The following is a 16,501-nucleotide window of genomic DNA, read 5'->3' as shown; positions in this document are numbered from 1 at the left end:
CAATATCATGAGTAACGAAGCAGCTATTATGGAACGCCTCGACAAGATCGAGGAAAACATAGCGTTCCTGACCGAACGCGCGAGAGCCACCGAAGAGCTCAAGCAGGACCTGACGCCCATCTTTCACGATGGCTTCAAGGTGCTGATGACGGAATTCGGCAGCATCGAGCACGGCTTTCAGCTTGAAGACCTCACCGAGTTCATCAAGAAGCTGATGCTCAACATCAATAACCTGACCTACATGCTGGACAAGATGGAAGACGCCATCGACCTCTGGCAGACCATGGAGCCGCTTCTGCACTCCTCGGTCCCCCAGCTCATCCAGTATCTGGACGAGATGGAACAAAAGGGCGTTTTCGAAACCTACCGCGCCATGATCGATATCCGCGCGAAGGTTGCCGAGACTTACGGCGTCGAAAACATCCGCAACATGGGCGACTCCTTCGTCTTCCTCATCGGCATGCTGGAAAAGCTGAGCGACCCGAAGGTGCGCATGATGATCGAAGGCGCGGCGAACGCCTTCTCGGAACTGGACCTCACCGACGTCAAGCCCACCGGCCCGCTGGGCATGGTCGGCGGCATGGCCTCCAAGGACGCCAAGCGCGGCCTGGGCATCATGCTCGAAATGACCAAGACGCTTGGCAAGATCGGTATGGAAGTTCCCAAGGTGGACGGTCACGGCAAGCCTGCCGAGACCAAGGAAAAGGCATAAAAGGCCAACCCCGGCGGGCTTGACGCTTTACGCGCCGCTCCCGCCGGGGTTCACATACAGGCCGCAATAGTTCTGCCAATCAGTCAGGACTCCATGACGGCCCATGCCGCTTCCTCACCTCAACCTCAAGGACTGGAACTGGTCCTTTGGCGGCATGGGCCCGCTTTGGAATCATTGCGGGCCTGAAAATAGCTACCGGCCTTCAGGCTACGGACCTCAGGTCCGGCCGGGGCCACAATGCGAGGAGCATTATGGCTAAAAAAATACTCATCATCGACGACGATCCGAATATCGTCTCGTATCTCGACGACCTGTTCACGGACAACGGTTACCAGACCTGCTCCACCAGTGACGGAGCCGGGGCCGTGGACCTCGTGAAGAGCGAAAAGCCCGACCTCATCACCCTCGACCTTGAAATGCCGAAGGAATGGGGCCCGCGGTTCTATCGCAAACTCACGCAGCAGGACGACGAATACAGGGATATCCCCGTGATCGTCATTTCAGGCCTCGAGAGCAATCAGTACGCCATTCAGAAGGCTGTTGCAAGCCTCTCGAAGCCCTTTGACAGGGAAGAACTGCTCGGGATCGTCAAAGAGACGCTCGGCGAGTAGCTTTCCGGCAACCTTCCGGCCCGGTGGACGCCTCACAACGTCATCTCCTCCGCCGGGCCGGATTTCCTCCGGCAACCCCGAGACCGCAGAAAGGCAGCTATGAAGACACGGGTTCTCCTCACGGGCAAAGACACATCTCGCACCGAAGCCATTGCAAACATGGCGGCCGAATCCGGACGGCCCGTCACGCTCTGCGCGACGGGTGCCGAGGTTCTGTCCACGCTCGACTCCGGAACCGATGGCGGCGACTTCATAGTTCTGTGCGACCTGCATCCGGCCGACATGACTGGACTGGACCTTGTCGAACGGATTCGCAGCACGCGCGCAAATGCCCGGACCGTGGTCGCGGTCGGTCCCGATGAAATCGAGCAGGGGGTCAAGGCGCTCCAACTCGACGCCTCCGATTTCATGGTGGAACCGATCACTCGGGACGCGCTGGACGTGTGCCTGAAACGAGCCGACCAGAGGCTTCGCACCGACGGGTGCGAAGCCTCGGCTCAGCTTCCGGCTCCTTTCGACGCACCCCAGCTCACCTTTCAGCAGCTCTTTGACGAAGTGCCCTGCTACATCTCCGTGCAGGACCGGAACCTGCGCATCACCCGGGCCAACCGCCGCTTCAAGGAAGACTTCGGCGATGAAATCGGCGGGCATTGTTACCATATTTACAAATACCGCACCACGCCCTGCCCCAACTGCCCGGTGGAAAACACATTTTTCGACGGCAAACCTCACCAGACCGAGGAAATCGTCACCACCAAGTCCGGCGAGCAGCACAACGTACTCATCTGGACAGCCCCCATCCGCGATGACTCCGGTGAAATCACCCATGTCATGGAGATCGCGACCGACATCACACAGATTCGCGAGCTGCAGGACCACCTGACCAACCTCGGGCTGATGATCGGCTCCATTTCTCATGGCATCAAAGGCATGCTCACTGCCCTCGACGGCGGCATGTACAAGCTGGAATCCGGTGTCAAACGCAAGGATTATGACAAAATCGAGGAAGGGGCCGACCTGATCAAGCTTATGGCCAACCGCGTTCGCAACACGGTTCTGGACATCCTCTTCTACGCCAAGGAACGCGATCTCAACTGGGAGAACGTGAATGTCGTGGAGTTCGCGGACGAAATCGCCGCCGTGGTGGACGCCAAGGCCAAGAACGAGGATATCCGTCTCGTCCGCGACATAGACAGCTCTCTTGGCGTGTTCGACATCGACCCTTCCGTGGTCTCCTGTGCGCTGGTCAACATCCTTGAAAACGCCATTGAGGCCTGCCGGGACGATGACCCTGAAAAAGATCACGAGATCCTCTTCAGTGTCTCCCGCCAGAACGGTCACGTCATCTTCAAGGTTTGCGACAACGGACCGGGCATGGACCGCGAGACGCTCGGCAAGATGTTCTCCCTGTTTTTTTCCTCAAAAGGAAGCAAGGGCACGGGCCTTGGCCTGTTCATCGCCAACGACGTCATCGAACAGCATGGCGGCAAGATCGAGGTCGAATCCGAGCTCGGGGAAGGCACCTGCTTCACCATTCTTTTGCCCGCCACCTGCCGCTGGCATCACAACAAGGCATCTGACCTCGCCTGCCTGAGCTCCGGCCCGATCTCCTGATTGGTTCGCAGTATCACTTTTCCGCTCAATGGGGGGCTGAAGGCGGGAACCGGGAAGGGGCGTTCCCGGTTCCCGCCGCTCGCTCCCCCTTCTCGCTTCCTCCTGTCTGAAAAACAAATTCCTTTCATTTGCACAGGGCCAGTCTAGCCTTGTTCATCGTATCCGTGTTATAATTCCATCTTATAGAGTTTCATATCACCCTTCCAGTAATAGAGGTGGTATGCACACTTGCTGTCCCGCCGCTGCACATAAGTGCACAAAAAAAGGAAAAAGCTTGCACTTTTTTATACTTCTTGGGTATGGAAATCAATCGAAACTCGTGTAACATTATGTTTTTATGAAACATTCTCGTTCGGCACGCTTATTGTTAAGGGATCTACATAAAGGAAGCACCCATGTACGCAAAAAAAATCATCATCCCACTTGCCATGTTCATCCTGATCGGCAGCGCACACATGGCTGCCGCCCAGTCCGAGGACGCACCTCAGGAAACTGCGGCCGGCGGCTACATCGGCGACAGGCCCGAGCTGCAGGATCTGCGGGGTTACCTGAGCCGCGCCGCCGAAAACAACAATGAACTCCGAGCCGCGTTCCAGCGTTGGCGGGCGGCGGTCAAGCGGTCGGTCCATGCCGACGTGCTGCCCGACCCCAAGTTCACCTTCGCTTATTACACCACGCCGCTTGAAACGCGAGGCGGTCCGGCCCGTTACAAGTACGGCCTTTCCCAGACCCTGCCATTTTTCGGCAAGCTGGACTTGAAAGAGCAGCAGGCCCTACGCGAAGCGGACGGACTCAAAGCACAGCTGGACGAACTCAAGCTCAAAACATTTTATGAGGTCAAGAAGGCTTACTACGAGTATGCCTATCTCGCCCGCGCCATCGACATCACCCGCGAGACCATCGCGCTCATGGAGTATCTGGAACGGATCGCCAATGCCCGTTTCACAACCGGCTCCGCCTCCCACTCCGACGTGATCCGCCCGCAGGTAGAGCTCGGCAAACTGGAAGACCGCCTGCGCTCCCTTCGAGACCTCAAGCGCCCACAGGCTGCCCGCATCAATGCTCTGCTGGATCGCCCCGAAGGAACCGAGGTGCCCCTGCCGCCATCGATTCCGGTCATGGTCATCACCGAGGAAGAGGAAAGCCTCGTAGCCGAGATGAAGGAATCGAACCCCGGCCTGCGATACTGGGACATGAAGGAAGCCAGCGAAGAGACCGGTGCCGAGTTGGCGGAGCACGACTTCTATCCCGACTTCACTTTCGGGGTGGAGTCCACGGAAGTGGATGACTCCCGCGCGCCCACCCACGTCACCGGCGACGGACAGAATCCGGTCATGGTTTCCATGTCTTTCAATCTTCCCGTTTGGTTCAACGACAAACAGGCAGCCGTGGACGAGAACCGCGCCAAGGCAAGAGCAGCCCGCCGCAGCCGCGCCGGTCTGGAACGCAAGCTGGAGGCCGATCTACAGTTGGCGCTCTACAAATACCGCGACGCGGGCCGCAAACTCGAACTCTACAAGAGTGCGCTGATCCCCAAGGCGGAGCAGTCTCTTGGCGTTATCATGGAAGCTTTCATGACCGGCTCCGGCTCCTCGCTCGATCTTGTGGACGCCGAACAGACTCTGCTGGAACTCCAGCTTTCCTACTACCGCGCCCTTACCAATCAGGCCGAGCGCATGGCCGAGATCGAAATGCTGGTGGGCCGGGAACTCCCCTGCACCTTCCACGGCTCGTTGCTGAAGACCGACCCGCTCAACGAACAGGAAGGAGAATCCTGATGCGTCATACTTTTCGGCATGCACTGTTCATCCAGGCTGGCCAGCGCAACATTCTGCCTGTCAGCAAAACACCCCGGACCGAATCATGAGCAAAAAGAAACTCATCCTTTTCGCGGTCATCCTTGTAGCCGCAGCGTTTCTGGCAGGATACGCACTGCGTGGCGGACAGGCGCCGCAGAGCCAGACCGAAAGTGTCGAAGAACACGCCGAACACGGCGTCGAAGCCACGACTGATGAATCGGGCGAAGTCATCTGGACCTGCTCCATGCATCCGCAGATTCAGCTCCCGGAGCCGGGCAAATGCCCCATATGTTTCATGGACCTGATTCCCCTCGAACCCGAGGAAGGCGGCGAAAAGCAGAGCCTTCGCGAGATCAGGCTCTCTCCGGAAGCCCGCAAGCTCGCGGGCATCAGCGTGGAGAAGGTCAAGCGGCTGGACGTCGCGGTCCAGACACGCATGGTGGGTAAGGTCAACTACGACGAAACCCGAGTCCGGGCCATCACCGCCTGGACCGGAGGACGCATCGACCGGATGTACGTGGACTTCACCGGCAGCGAGGTCAAACAGGGCCAGCCGATGGTCTCCATTTACAGCCCGGAGCTGCTCACCGCGCAGGCAGAACTCATTCAGGCAGTCAAGGCCGTTCGCGAGCTCAGGGACAGTTCTCTTGAACTCGTGCGCAAAAGCGCCGTGCGCACCGAGAAGGCCGCGCGTGAAAAGCTCCGTCTGCTCGGCCTGACCCGCAAACAGATTCAGCAGGTAGTGGATCGCGGTGAGCCCCGCGATCACATTACCCTCTATTCGCCCCTGAGCGGCGTGGTCATCGAAAAGGAAGTCAATGAAGGCCAGTACGTAGACACCGGCACGACCATTTATTCCGTGGCCGACCTCTCCGCGCTCTGGGTGGAGCTTGAAGCCTACGAGTCCGACCTGCCGTGGATCGAACTCGGCAAGAAGGTCGAATTCCGCACGGAAGCCTATCCCGGCAAGCGGTTTTCCGGCGAAGTGGTCTACATAGACCCGCTGGTGGACGAAGATACCCGCACGGTACGGGTGCGCCTTTCCGTGTCCAACAAGGACGGCAGCCTCAAGCCGGGCATGTTGGTCAAGGCCGTGCAACAGAGTGACTCCCCGGCCGAAGGCGGCAAGGACTCTCCGCTGGTAATCCCGGCCTCCGCACCGCTGATCACCGGCAAGCGCGCCGTGGTCTACGTGGCGGGCGAAGGCAATGACGGCACCTATGAGGGACGCGAGATAGTTCTCGGCCCCAAGGCCGGCGACTTCTACATCGTCAAGAACGGCCTTGAGGAAGGCGAACTCGTGGTCACCAAGGGCAACTTCAAGATCGACAGCGCCGTGCAGATCGTGGCCAAGCCCAGCATGATGAATCCCTCAAGCGTCGCGGCCGGAACGGCCGAGCAGGAACTTCCCGAGCTGTTCCGTTCCAAGCTGCGGTTGCTTCACCAGAGCTTTGTCGAGCTGGAAAAGGCAGTCGCCTCCGGTGACCTGGACAAGACGCATCTGGCTTTCGGCAGCTTCAACAAGGAAATTCGCACCATTGACGACGACTCTCTGGAGGGTGACGCGTCCCTGAAGTGGCGGGAGTATTCCATGCTCCTGAGCAACGACGCCATCCTCGCTTCCGAGGCGCCTGACACGAAGCGCCTTGATGAAATCTTCGGCGAGATGAAACAGCATTACGCCCAGCTCAGAAACGCCTTCGACCTTCAGTTCGGTGGCGGAGAATCCACTGTTCCCCGGATCTTCAGCGAAGAACTCGGAGCGGTCTACCGCGAATACGTGGAGCTGGCGGCAGCGCTGGCTGCCGACGACCTTGAGGCGGCGCGCAAGGCTACCGAGTCCGTACACGCAGCCCTGCAACAGGTCGATCCTTCGGTCCTCGACGGGCCTTCGCACAACATCTGGACCTCGGCCCTGACCCGCATGAACGACGGACTGGCAGCCATGCGCGAAGCGGGAGATCTGGTGGGCATCCGCGCCGGATTCGAACCGCTCTCCACCGGCCTGACCGATGCCGTCCTCAAGCTGGATGCCGAGACCGGCGGTCCCGCCTACGAGATGTTCTGCCCCATGGCCTTCGATTACGAAGGCGCCACGTGGCTCCAGAGCGACGAGGAAGTGCGCAACCCCTACTTCGGCGCGGCCATGCTCGGCTGCGGCGAGGTGAACCGCCAACTCAAGCGCTGATCGGGGTCGGAAGACAATGGAGAACAATACAGAGAACAGGATTGAAGCCAAGAGCTTCACTGACAAGATAATCAGGTTCTGCCTTGAGCAGAAACTCGTGGTGGTGCTGCTTGTCCTGCTGACCATGGGCTGGGGCATGATGGTCGCGCCCTTCGACTGGAACATCGGCGACGTGCCGCGCGACCCGGTTCCCGTGGACGCGATCCCGGACATCGGCGAGAACCAGCAGATCGTCTTCACGCAGTGGACCGGTCGCTCCCCTCAGGACATGGAGGACCAGGTCACCTATCCGCTCACGGTCGCCCTGCTGGGCATTCCGGGCGTCAAGACGGTCCGCAGCTACTCCATGTTCGGATTCTCGACCATATACGTCATCTTCGATGAGGACGTGGAATTCTACTGGTCGCGCTCCCGGCTGCTGGAGAAACTCAACAGCCTGCCGCCGGGGACCTTGCCGCAGGGGGTGCAGCCAACCCTCGGGCCCGATGCCACCGCGCTCGGGCAGGTCTTCTGGTACACCCTTGAAGGACGCGACAAGGACGGCAACCCAACCGGTGGCTGGGACCTCGACGAACTCAGAAGCATACAGGACTGGTACGTCCGCTACGCTCTGCTCTCTGCGGACGGCGTGAGTGAAGCGGCCTCGGCGGGCGGCTTCGTCAAGGAATACCAGATAGACGTGGATCCGGACGAGCTCTTCGCCGCAAACGTAAGTCTCGAAGACGTGTTCTCGGCCGTGAAGATGTCCAACCTCGACGTGGGCGCGCGAACCATCGAGGTCAACAGCGTCGAATACCTGATTCGTGGTATCGGGTTCGTCAAGAACCTTGAAGACATCGGCGAATCGGTGGTCAAGGTGGTCAACAACGTCCCCATCCGTGTGAAGGACGTGGCAGAGGTCAGCCTCGGCCCGGCCCTGCGCCGCGGCGTGCTCGACAAGGGCGGCGCCGAAGCGGTGGGCGGCGTGGTGGTCGCCAGATACGGCGAGAACCCGCTTCAGGTCATCAAGAACGTCAAGGCCAAGATCGAGGAGATATCTCCGGGCCTGCCGACCAAGACCCTTGAGGACGGCACGGTCAGCAAACTGACCATCGTGCCCTTCTACGACCGCTCCGGGCTTATCAAGGAGACGCTCGGAACACTCGACAGCGCGCTGACTGAGGAAATCCTCATCACCATCATCGTGGTGCTCATCGCGGTGATGCACCTGAAGAGCTCCCTGCTCATATCCTCGCTTCTGCCCATGGCCGTGATGATGTGCTTCATCGGCATGAAGGCCTTCGGCGTGGACGCGAACATCGTGGCGCTTTCAGGCATCGCCATCGCCATCGGCACCATGGTGGATATGGGCATCATCATCTGCGAGAACATCCTGCGAAAACTGGAGCGGGCCACGCTCGACTGCAACAGGATGAAGCTCATATTCGAGGGCGCCTCCGAGGTGGGCGGAGCCATCATGACGGCGGTGGCCACCACCATCGTCAGCTTCCTGCCCGTGTTCGCCATGGAAGGCCCGGAAGGCAAGCTCTTCAAGCCGCTTGCCTACACCAAGACCTTCGCGCTCATCGCCTCCATCATCGTGGCCCTGACCGTGTTGCCGACCATTGCGCACCTCATATACAAGCGCAGGAAAGGCAGGGGATTCCGCTTCTCCAGCCACCTCGTGACCGCCATGTATTTTGTGGCCGCGGCAGCTGTCGCTTTCTACGTCAAGTGGTGGATCGGGGCGTTTCTGCTGCTGCCCGCCATGCATCGCCTGTTCGCCAACAGGATGCCCAGACGCGTCGAAAGCCTGTTCGGCCACACGGAGAACATCGGCGTAATCCTGCTGGTGGGAGTGGTACTTTCCGACCACTGGCTGCCGCTGGGACCGGAAAAAGGCGACCTGCTCAACTTCCTGTTCGTGGCAGCGCTCATCGGCGGAATCATGGGCTTCTTCCAGATCTTCCAGCGAGGATACCCGACCATGCTCCGCTGGACTCTGAACCACAAGGCGGCATTCCTGTGCCTGCCATCGGCGGTGATCCTTTTCGGCGCACTGGTATGGTTCGGAGCGGGTCCGCTTACCTCCTGGCTGCCGGACTCGGTGCGTGCCTCCCGGCCCGTATCCGCGCTGGTGCACGCCATGCCCGGCCTTGGCAAGGAGTTCATGCCGCCGCTGGATGAAGGGTCGTTCCTGTACATGCCCACCACCATGCCCCACGCGTCCATCGGCGAGGTCAAGGACGTACTCGCCAAACAGGACATGGCCATGCTGGACATACCGGAAGTGGATGAAGCCGTGGGCAAACTGGGCCGCGCTGAAACACCACTGGACCCGGCACCGGTCTCCATGATCGAGACGGTAATCAACTACAAGCCCGAATACCTGGTGGACGAGTCCGGCACCCGCAAGCGCTTCCGGTTCGACCCGGACCAGAAGGACTACTTCCGCTCCGAGGATGGCGAACCGCTTCCGGCCGGGGACGGGCTGCCATATCTGGTGCGGGGCTACTACCCCCGCGACGAGCAGGGACGACTCATCCCCGACCCTGACGGCAAACCCTTCCGCCTCTGGAGAAGTCCCCTCGACCCGGCCCTGAACCCCGGACGCGAGGCATGGGGAGGCATCGACGACCCGGACGACATATGGGAGGCCATTACAGAAGCCGCCGACATGCCCGGAACGACCTCTGCTCCGAAGCTGCAGCCCATCGCGGCCCGCATCGTCATGCTTCAGTCCGGCATGCGCGCCCCCATGGGCATCAAGATCAAGGGGCCGGACCTCAAGTCCATCGAATCCTTCGGTCTGCAGCTTGAGACACTGCTCAAGGAGGTGCCCTCGGTGCAGCCCGCCGCGGTTGTCGCGGACCGCATCGTCGGCAAGCCCTACCTTGAGATCGTCATCGACCGCGAGGCCATCGCCCGATACGGCATCAAGCTTGCCAAGGTGCAGGACGTCATTGAAGTCGGCGTGGGGGGCAGCCAGATATCCACCACCGTTGAAGGACGCGAACGCTACCCCATGCGCGTGCGCTACCAGCGCGAGCTGCGCGACAGCATCGACGAGCTGGAGAACATCCTCGTGGCTGCGCCGTCCGGCGAACAGATCCCGCTCAAACAGCTGGCGGAGCTGCGCTACGTGCGCGGCCCGCAGGTCATCAAGAGCGAGGACACGTTCCTCATCGGCTACGTGCTCTTCGACAAGAAGTCCGGCTATGCCGAGGTGGACGTCGTGGAGCAGGCCCGCGCCTACCTCCAGAGCAAGATAACCTCGGGAGAACTGACTGTTCCCAGCGGAGTCTCCTACGAATTCGCCGGGAACTACGAGAATCAGGTACGCGCGCAGAAGAAGCTGGCGGTCATCCTGCCGCTTGCGCTGCTGGTCATCGTGATCATCCTGTACCTGCAGTTCAAGTCCATGGCCACGACGCTCATGGTCTTCTCCGGCATCCTCGTGGCGTGGTCCGGCGGATTCATGATGATATGGCTCTACGGGCAGGACTGGTTCCTCAACTTCAGCGTGTTCGGAACACACATGCGCGAGTTGTTCCAGATGCACTCCATCAACCTGAGCGTCGCCATCTGGGTGGGCTTCCTCGCCCTGTTCGGCATCGCCTCGGATGACGGGGTCATCATGGCAACCTACCTCGACGAGAGCCGCGACAGACGGGACATGTCCAACATTCCGGCGGTGCGCGAGGCCATCGTGGAGGGCGCGAAGCGCCGCATCCGGCCTGCGCTCATGACTTCCGCCACCACCATCCTCGCGCTCATTCCGGTGCTCACCTCCACCGGGCGCGGCGCGGACATCATGGTTCCCATGGCCATCCCGTCCTTCGGCGGCATGACCATAGCCATCCTGACCGTCTTCGTGGTGCCGGTGCTCTACTCGCTGGTCGAGGAAATCAAACTGAAGAACGCACAAAAAACAGCCAGGCTCGATGCGGAAATGTCCGACTCGACCTCGGCATAAAGGTAAAACTCCAAGGAGATCGACATGAAGAAACTGACTCTTTTCGCTCTGGCACTGACCCTGACCCTTTCCATGGCCGGATTCGCTTCGGCAAAAGGCATGGGCCACGGCAACGACAACGGCGGCATGAACCACGGCAGCATGGACCACAGCAACATGGGTACCAGCTCCGGCATGGACCACAGCAACATGAGCAGCGACTCCGGCATGGATCATGGCAACATGAACATGCAGGGCGCAGCCAACGCCCAAAAAGGCATGATGCAGATGGAGACCAACCTCGAACTCATGAAGAAGGACGTCGAGGCCATGAAATCTGCGGCGGGACGCGACGCCGCCATGAAGGCCATGAACAAGCACATGATGGACATGCACATGGGCATGAAGTCCGTGAAGGATCACGCCCACTCCACCGGCAACACCGGCATGCAGAAGTCCATGAAGCGCCTTGACAAAGACATGATGACCACCATGAAGGGTATGGGCCTCATGAAGAAAAACCCGGATCAGGCCGTCCCCATGATGATGGAAGGCCTTGAAGGCATGGAGTCCACCGTGGATTCCATGAAGGGCCAGATGTAGGCTCGTCCGGCGTTCGGAACCCGGCGGGGCGCGGCTTGTCCGCGTCCCGCCTTTTTTACGACACCACTCCGCTTCGTCGCCTTGGGAAGTCTCCCGTCAATCCTTTATTATCGGGCCAAAAGACACCCATTATAAAAGACCGTTTTTTCATTGGGATGATACATAACCTCCATGCACAACACCAACCTGCAAACGTGCCGGGATTATTCTCCATCCTTCGCACTGAACATCACTTCCAAGCTGTACGGGCGCGAAGGTGCAATCGAGAGGATGCTCGCGGCCTTCGAAGATGTCTGTCTGGGAGATGGGAGGTTGATGCTCGTTCCCGGTTATTCCGGAGTGGGCAAGACGGCACTGGTGATGCAGCTCGAATCCCCCATTGCCGAACGCAATGGCTTCTTTTGCAGGGGAAAATTCAACCAGTTCCGCAAGAACGTCCCGTACTTCGCCATCCGGCAGGCTGTTGACGATCTTCTGGAACACCTGCTTCGGGAGCCGCAGGAACAACTTGCAATATGGAGCCGCCAGCTCCTTGAGGCAGTGGGAAACCTCGGCCAGCTGCTCATAGACCTCTCTCCGAAGTTCGAACTCATCATCGGTCCGCAACCCGATGTTCCGGGCATCAGCCCCCAGGAGGCCAGACATCGCTTCACTCAGGTGCTTCGCAACGCCCTGAAGGTGTTCAGCAAGCCGGACAACCCCTTGGTCCTGTTCATCGATGACTGGCAGTGGGCAGACCCTGCATCGCTGGAACTGCTGAAACAACTGCGCATTGGCGAGGACCTGCGTTACCTGCTGGTCATTGCCGCCTACCGGGACAACGAGGTGGGTGAGGACCATCCGTTCCACGCCGCATTGCGCGACCTGCGCATCCGCGAAACGCCCATCACCACGGAATACGTGGCTCCACTGGAATTCAGCGACGTTGACCGGTTCATCCGGGACAGTTTACGTCCTGCCGTAGAGGCGCCTTCCGGGCTGGTCGAAATCATCCACGAACGTACCCGTGGCAATCCGTTCTTCATGCACGCCTTCCTCGGATTCATCCACCAGACAGGTATTCTGCAGTACAACTCCGAGCAGCATATCTGGACCTGGATGGACGAGCGCAAACATTGTGCGGAACTTCCCGGCGACGTGGTGGAACTTTTCAGCCGAGAATTCAAGCAGTACGAGGAGAACGAACAGGACCTCATATTCAAGGCGGCCTGTCTGGGCAGCCGGTTCCGAACCGACATCCTCGCCGTGGTCAGCGGATACTCAAGCGCCCAATGCATCGACCTGCTGACATCCACGAAGATGACCCCTTTCTTCATCAGACAACCGCTTTCGCACAGCCACGCTCAGTCGGACGAAACCATCGCCACATTTCAATTCGTTCACGACAGGGTCCAACAGGCGGCTTATGGTCTTGTCCCCGATGAAGAACTTCCCCTTGAGCGCCTTTCCATCGGCAGGGCGCTGCTCTCCAAGCTGGATGAGCGTCAGGCAAACGAGCACCTTTTCGAAATAACCGAGCATCTCAACGCAGGCCAAACGCTCATGGATGACATCGATGAGCGCATCCGCCTGCTGGACCTGAATATCCGTGCCGCAGGCAAGGCCCGGGCCGCCACCGCGTATCAGGCCGCGCTCCAGTTTCACCGTGCCGCGGGAAGCCTTCTGGCAGACGCCGCCACATCAGACAAGGCATGGAAAGAGCATCATGAGTCCACCATGGCTCTGCATCTGGGCTGGGCGGAAAGCGAATTCCTCGAAGGAGATCAATCCGAATTCCGGCAACATATCCAAGCCGCCATGAAACACGCGCGAACACCGCTGGAGCTAGCCGAAGCCCAGCGGGTTCTCATTGTCCAGTACACCTTGCTGGCCCGATATCCCGCAGCCATCGCCGCAGGCATCAGCGGGCTCAATGCCCTTGGGGTCGAACTGCCGGAAGAGGACTACGAAGCCGCCCGCGACCATGAACTGCGCCAGATCCGGAGAAATCTCGATGCGCACGAGGTCAGCTCGTTCTACGACATGCCGGTCATGAGCCGTGAAGACACCCGCATGGCCACGCAACTGCTCATCACCATGGGACCGCCCTGCTACAGGGCCCACCAGCGGCTTTGGTCCGTGCTTGTCCCCAAGGTCGTCAACCTGATTCTTGAACACGGCAACATGCCCGAGGCCGGATACAGCCATACCGCACTGGCCGGTCTGCTGGTCTGGGTGAACAACGATCTGAACCTTGCCAGGGAATTCACGGATCTCGCCGCAAAACTCCTCACCACCACATTCGATACTCCTTCCGACAGAAGCGTGTTCTACCTCATGATCGGCAGCTCCGCCCGCCACTGGTTCAACCACATGAACCACAGCTCGCAGGATTATGCGGACGCCTATGAGATTGGCTCGCGATCCGGCAATCTTCAGTATGCGGCATACGCGTTCGGCCACAACATGTATTGCCGACTCTTTCAGGGAATGCCGCTGACAGCGCTGAAAAAGGAAGCGAACAGTTCACTCGCGTTCAGCCGCACTCGATTCAATCAATGGGCCATTGACCTGCTTGAAGGCGGTATTTTTATCGTCGAGCAGCTTTCCGGCAGCGGCGGCGACCATGGTTCGGCCCATAATTGGGAAAAAGCGTATCTCAAGCGAGTAGAAAGACATCACAACATTCAGGTCCTGTGCATTTACAAAGTGATGCGTTCCTTCCATCTGCTGGTCATGGGCGACTACGGACACGCAAAAGCCGTGTCAGACGAGGCGCACGAGATCATCTATACCGTCGGCACGCAGGGCCTGCTCCCGTGGCCCGAGCACCTGTTCATAAGATTCATGATTCTTGCCGCCCTGCACGACAACGGCACCGGTTCCGATCAGGACGGTGAAATGGAGCAAACCCTCGATCTGTTGGAGCACTGGGCAACCCACTGCCCGGCCAACTACGAATTCAAGCGCCTCCTCGCAAATGCGGAAATGGCCCGGCTGCGCGGAGAGCCGGGGCCGGCCATGGTTCATTATGAAAGCGCCATCGCCGCCGCACAGCAGGGAGGATTCATCCAGTGGCAGGCATTGGCCAATGAACGCGCTGCGCTGTTCTGGGAAGGGCGCGGAATCGGACAGGTGGCGCAGACATACTGGCAGCAGGCCTACAACGGTTATGACGAATGGGGGGCGGATGCGAAGACACAGGCCATGGAAGACCGCTTCCGCCAGTTGCTGACCCACGCCGTCCCCGCAGGCAGCGCAGGCGCTCCCAGAGACCTCGATCTGGTCCGTTCGTCGCTCATCGAAAGGCAGATCGACCTTCTGCGCTCCAAGGAAATCCGGTCCGAGGAATCCCTCAAGCGACAGGACGCCGAACGACAGGCACGCGACCTGGCCGAAGCCACGGGACGTCTGCGCGAGGAAGTGGCACGACGAAAGAAGGTCGAAGAAGAGCTTCGTGAAAGCGAGGAACGCTACCGCCTGACGATCGTGGCGGTCCGCGACGGCATGTGGGACTGGAACATGCTTACCGGTGAAATAGGCTGGGACCGTCGATCGTTCGAAATGCTCGGCTTCGAGGAAAACGCCTTCTCGATTCACATGGGATCATGGGATGAGCTATTGCACCCTGACGACAGAGAGACGACCGTAACCTCTATGGGGCAGCAGATTCGCGACATGAAGGCCTTCAACATAGAATTTCGCTACATGACTGCCGACGACGACTGGCTCTGGGTCCAGAGCCGAGGTCAGGTCGTCAGCCACGTGGATGGCGAACCTGCACGGATGGTCGGCACCTGTACCGACATCAGCGCCCGCAAGCGCGCCGAGGAATCCCTGCTCGTGGCCAAGGATCAGGCGCTGGCCGCCAACAGGTCGAAATCCATTTTCCTCGCCAACATGAGTCACGAAATCCGCACGCCCCTCAACGGGGTCACCGGCATGTTGCAACTCATGCAGACCACCGAGCTGGACGAGGAGCAGAGCGAGTACGCACAGACCGCCCTTCAGTCCAGCAAACGCCTCACCCAGCTTCTGAGCGATATTCTGGATCTCTCGCGCGTCGAGGCCGGTCGGATGAAGCTCACCGACGCGCCTTTCGATTTTCAGGAGGCCATGGACGCCATGGTGCAGCTCTTTCGTCCGGTCGCCCGGCAGAAAGGCCTTGAACTTCGGGCGCACATCGACCCGGCCACCCCGACCTTCCTCTCCGGCGATTCGCTGCGAATCCAGCAGATTCTGAGCAACCTCATCGGCAATGCCATCAAGTTCACGGATAAGGGGTACGTTGAACTCAGGACCCACTTCATTCCGGACACCCACACCAACACTCCCCGACTGCTGTTCGTGGTGGCCGACACCGGCATCGGCATTGCCGAAGGCATGCAAAGCAAGCTCTTTGAAGCCTTCACGCAGGCAGAAGGTGAATATAAGCGCCATTTTCAGGGAGCCGGACTCGGATTGGCCATCTCACGAGATCTGCTCAACCTCATGGGAGGCAGCATAGAAGTGTCCAGCCGGGAAGGCGAAGGGACCGAATTTCACGTAGCAATCCCCTGCAAGCCAGTGGAGGAGAACGCAAACGCAAGCCCCCGTATTACCGAATCCTGGGACACCGAGAACCTTCGCGTGTTGCTCGCAGAGGATGACCGCATAAGCCAGCTCAGCATGCAACGGATGCTCGAAAAGATAGGCCACGAAGTCATTGCCGTGGAGAATGGACAGGAAGCATTGGACGCTTTGCGGAAAGATGCCTTTGACCTTGCCATGCTCGACATCCAGATGCCGGTTCTCAACGGAGAGGAAACCACGAAGGCGATCCGTGACGGGATGGCCGGTGAAGCCGTCAAGGATATCCATCTCATTGCCATGACCGCCTACTCCATGTCCGGTGACCGGGAGCGATTCATCGCCTGCGGCATGGATGACTATCTCTCAAAGCCTGTTGATCTTGCCGAGCTCAGGAAAGTGCTTTCCTCGGTAAAGAACAGGCACGGGACAATGAACTAGGCTCATCCCGTTGGGAGCGCCTATTTCGCTCGGAACCGTTTGCCACGCCCG

8 protein-coding genes are annotated in these 16,501 nt (G+C 59.5%); all 8 read left to right on the top strand.

The genetic code is table 11. The features are described 5' to 3' along the window. Window positions 1-7: 7 nt before the first annotated feature. The 8 genes from B149_RS0114105 (at window position 8) to B149_RS0114070 (ending at window position 16,450) form a co-directional block, all read left to right on the top strand. Window positions 8-712, top strand: a complete 705-nt coding sequence (locus B149_RS0114105) for a DUF1641 domain-containing protein (RefSeq protein WP_051069588.1) — start codon at window positions 8-10, stop codon at window positions 710-712. A gap of 251 nt (window positions 713-963) precedes the next feature. Beyond that, window positions 964-1,323, top strand: a complete 360-nt coding sequence (gene divK, locus B149_RS0114100; protein ID WP_018125815.1) for a DVU0259 family response regulator domain-containing protein — start codon at window positions 964-966, stop codon at window positions 1,321-1,323. A gap of 99 nt (window positions 1,324-1,422) precedes the next feature. Continuing rightward, window positions 1,423-2,937, top strand: coding sequence for a hybrid sensor histidine kinase/response regulator (locus B149_RS17390; protein ID WP_018125814.1), 1,515 nt, complete (start codon window positions 1,423-1,425; stop codon window positions 2,935-2,937). 395 nt (window positions 2,938-3,332) lie between these two features. After that, window positions 3,333-4,715, top strand: a complete 1,383-nt coding sequence (locus tag B149_RS0114090) for a TolC family protein (protein WP_018125813.1) — start codon at window positions 3,333-3,335, stop codon at window positions 4,713-4,715. Between the two features lie 85 nt (window positions 4,716-4,800). After that, entirely contained in the window at window positions 4,801-6,924 is a 2,124-nt protein-coding gene (locus B149_RS0114085) for an efflux RND transporter periplasmic adaptor subunit (RefSeq protein ID WP_018125812.1), read from the top strand. 16 nt (window positions 6,925-6,940) lie between these two features. Next, entirely contained in the window at window positions 6,941-10,879 is a 3,939-nt protein-coding gene (locus B149_RS0114080) for an efflux RND transporter permease subunit (RefSeq protein ID WP_018125811.1), read from the top strand. Window positions 10,880-10,903: 24 nt separating this feature from the next. Then, entirely contained in the window at window positions 10,904-11,461 is a 558-nt protein-coding gene (locus B149_RS0114075) for a hypothetical protein (RefSeq protein ID WP_018125810.1), read from the top strand. A 171-nt stretch (window positions 11,462-11,632) separates the two neighbouring features. Next, window positions 11,633-16,450: an AAA family ATPase gene (locus tag B149_RS0114070; RefSeq protein WP_018125809.1), complete on the top strand. Its 4,818-nt coding sequence runs from the start codon at window positions 11,633-11,635 to the stop codon at window positions 16,448-16,450. The last annotated feature ends 51 nt before the right edge of the window (window positions 16,451-16,501 follow it).

Origin of the sequence: Desulfovibrio oxyclinae DSM 11498 (assembly GCF_000375485.1) — a bacterium.
GTDB classification, from domain to species: domain Bacteria; phylum Desulfobacterota; class Desulfovibrionia; order Desulfovibrionales; family Desulfovibrionaceae; genus Pseudodesulfovibrio; species Pseudodesulfovibrio oxyclinae.
Note: the sequence above shows the minus strand (reverse complement) of the source record. Positions and strands in the feature narration are given on the sequence as shown.

Coding starts and splice junctions, on each gene's coding strand:
- B149_RS17390 (WP_018125814.1), top strand. CDS start 1,423: ATGAAGACACGGGTTCTCCTCACGGGCAAAGACACATCTCGCACCGAA.
- B149_RS0114075 (WP_018125810.1), top strand. CDS start 10,904: ATGAAGAAACTGACTCTTTTCGCTCTGGCACTGACCCTGACCCTTTCC.
- B149_RS0114085 (WP_018125812.1), top strand. CDS start 4,801: ATGAGCAAAAAGAAACTCATCCTTTTCGCGGTCATCCTTGTAGCCGCA.
- B149_RS0114070 (WP_018125809.1), top strand. CDS start 11,633: ATGCACAACACCAACCTGCAAACGTGCCGGGATTATTCTCCATCCTTC.
- B149_RS0114090 (WP_018125813.1), top strand. CDS start 3,333: ATGTACGCAAAAAAAATCATCATCCCACTTGCCATGTTCATCCTGATC.
- divK (WP_018125815.1), top strand. CDS start 964: ATGGCTAAAAAAATACTCATCATCGACGACGATCCGAATATCGTCTCG.
- B149_RS0114080 (WP_018125811.1), top strand. CDS start 6,941: ATGGAGAACAATACAGAGAACAGGATTGAAGCCAAGAGCTTCACTGAC.
- B149_RS0114105 (WP_051069588.1), top strand. CDS start 8: ATGAGTAACGAAGCAGCTATTATGGAACGCCTCGACAAGATCGAGGAA.